At 35.2% G+C, this 2,721-nt stretch carries 1 protein-coding gene; it reads left to right on the top strand.

Annotated features, from left to right (window positions below):
• The first annotated feature begins 65 nt into the window (after positions 1–65).
• Positions 66–2,645, top strand: coding sequence for a selenium-dependent xanthine dehydrogenase (xdh, locus tag HMPREF9129_RS09860; RefSeq protein ID WP_004823236.1), 2,580 nt, complete (start codon positions 66–68; stop codon positions 2,643–2,645).
• The last annotated feature ends 76 nt before the right edge of the window (positions 2,646–2,721 follow it).

Raw genomic sequence — 2,721 nt, 5'->3', positions numbered from 1 at the left:
ATAATAAAATTCTATGTTATAATAAAAAACAACAATATTCGTAATCTATATAAGAGGTGTAAATTATGGAAAATACTTTTGAAGTAATAGTAAATGGGAAAAGGTTTATTCATGATAAGGATATAACCTTGTTAAATTTTTTAAGGGATGAGCTAAAGATTAAGTCCGTAAAAGACGGTTGTAGTCAAGGCGCTTGTGGAACTTGTACTGTAATCGTAGATGGTAAAGCAACAAAAGCTTGTGTATTTAAATTATCTAAGCTTGTAGGAAAAGAAATCATAACTATGGAAGGTTTAACAGATAGAGAAAGGGAAGTATATACATATGCATTTGCAGAAGTAGGGGCTGTACAATGCGGGTTCTGTACTCCGGGAATGGTTATGAGCGCAAAAGGATTGTTGGATAAAAATTTAAATCCAACTGATGAAGAAATAAAAGCTTCTATAAAAGGTAATATCTGTAGATGTACTGGATATGTGAAGATTGAAAAAGCTATTAAACTTGCTGGAGAAATTTTCTCTGGAAAGACGGAAATGAAAAACAAAAATACAAATGGTGTTGGAGAAAATGCTATAAAAATTGATGCTGAAGCAAAAATTCTAGGTACTGGAAAATATGTGGATGATATGGAATTTGATGGCATGGTATATGCATCATGTGTGAGAACTGCTCATCCACGTGCAAAAATCTTAAAAATAGATACATCAGAGGCTGAAAAATTAGAAGGTGTAGTTGGGATTTTAAGAGCTGAAGATGTTCCTAACAACAAAGTTGGACATATTCAACAAGATTGGGATGTTTTAATTGCGGAAGGAGAAATTACAAGATGTATAGGCGATGCAATTGTACTTGTAGTTGCAGAAGATCAAAAGATTCTCGAAGAAGCTAAAGCGCTTGTAAAAATAGATTATGAGGTGTATGAGCCTATAACAGATATTTTTGAAGCACTTAAAGAAGATGCTCCAAAGATACACTCTAATGGAAATCTTTGCCAACAAAGACATGTTACAAGAGGAAACGCAAAAGAAGCCATAGCTAATTCTAAATATGTTATAACTCAACATTACTCAACTCCTTTTACTGAACACGCTTTTATGGAGCCTGAGTGTGCTATTGCTATGCCATATAAAGATGGTGTTAAAATATATACATCAGACCAAGGTACTTTTGACACACGCAAAGAAATTTCTATAATGTTTGGTTGGGAACCTGAGAGAGTAGTTGTAGAAAATGCAATTATAGGTGGAGGTTTCGGAGGAAAAGAAGATGTATCCGTACAACATATTGCAGCTCTTGCAGCGGTTAAATACAATAGAATAGTAAAGGCTAAATTCACAAGACCTGAATCCATAGCTTTCCACCCTAAGCGTCATAAGATGGAAGCTGATTTTACAGTTGGGTGTGATGAAAATGGAATTATACAAGGATTGGATGCTGAAATTTATTTTGATACAGGTGGGTATGCATCGCTTTGTGGACCTGTACTTGAAAGAGCTTGTACACATTCAGTAGGCCCATATAGATATGAAAATACTGATATCCGTGGATATGGAGTCTATACAAACAATCCACCAGCAGGAGCTTTTAGAGGATTTGGGGTTTGTCAGTCAAACTTTGCTTTTGAAATGATTTTAACTCAATTAGCAGAAAAAGTTGGAATATCTCCATGGGAAATCAGATATAGAAATGCTATTAGACCGGGGGATGTTCTTCCTAATGGACAGTTTGCGGATGTATCGACAGGATTAGTAGAAACTCTTGAAGCAGTAAAAGATGTCTATGAAGAAAATAAAGGACATGTTGGAATAGCCTGTGCACTTAAAAATTCAGGTGTAGGAGTAGGTTTACCTGATAAAGGTCGTGCAAGACTTGAAGTGAGAGATGGAAAGTTGTATCTTTATGCAGCGGCATCTGACATTGGACAAGGTTACTTGACGATAGCAGTTCAATTTATAGTAGAAACATTGGGAATAGATAGAAATGATATAATTCTTATGCCACCTAATACTGAAACTTCTCCTGACTCAGGTACTACATCAGGTTCAAGACAGACGCTTTTGACAGGTGAAGCTATTAAAAAAGTTTGTGAGTTATTAAAAGAAGATATGGTAGGAACCGACCTTAGCAGTGTTGAGGGAAAAGATTATTACTATGAATATTTTGAGCCAACAGATCCTCTTTCTTCAGATAAACCAAATCCTAAATCACATATAGCATATGGATATGCAACACACGTTGTAATTTTAGACGATGAAGGAAAGGTTAAAAAGGTAGTAGCAGCTCATGATTCAGGGCAAATAGTAAACCCAATAAATTTTGAGGGACAAGTTGAAGGTGGAGTTCTAATGAGTTTAGGGTATGCATTAACAGAAGATATGAGATTAAAAGACGGGGTTCCTACTGATAAGTTTGGACAATTAGGACTTTTACGCTCAACAGATGTTCCTGAAATAGAAACTATAGCCATAGAAAAAGAAGAACTTTTAAATGTTGCCTATGGAGCTAAAGGGGTTGGAGAGATAGCTTCTATTCCAACTGCAGCAGCAGTGGCAGCAGCATATATGGAAATGGACGGAATTGTAAGAAGAAAGCTTCCTCTTGATGAAACAGCTTATTCTAAACCTAAGAAAGTTTTTAATAAATAAATTATTTTAAACCTCTCATTTTTAAAAATGAGAGGTTTAAGTGTACATAGGGGTTTTGGGATGTATAGAAAATTTG

Source organism: Peptoniphilus indolicus ATCC 29427 (assembly GCF_000227315.1).
GTDB classification, from domain to species: domain Bacteria; phylum Bacillota; class Clostridia; order Tissierellales; family Peptoniphilaceae; genus Peptoniphilus; species Peptoniphilus indolicus.
Note: the sequence above shows the minus strand (reverse complement) of the source record. Positions and strands in the feature narration are given on the sequence as shown.

Bases quoted from the DNA above. Each gene is read 5' to 3' on its own strand.
- xdh (WP_004823236.1), top strand. From the start codon at position 66: ATGGAAAATACTTTTGAAGTAATAGTAAATGGGAAAAGGTTTATTCAT.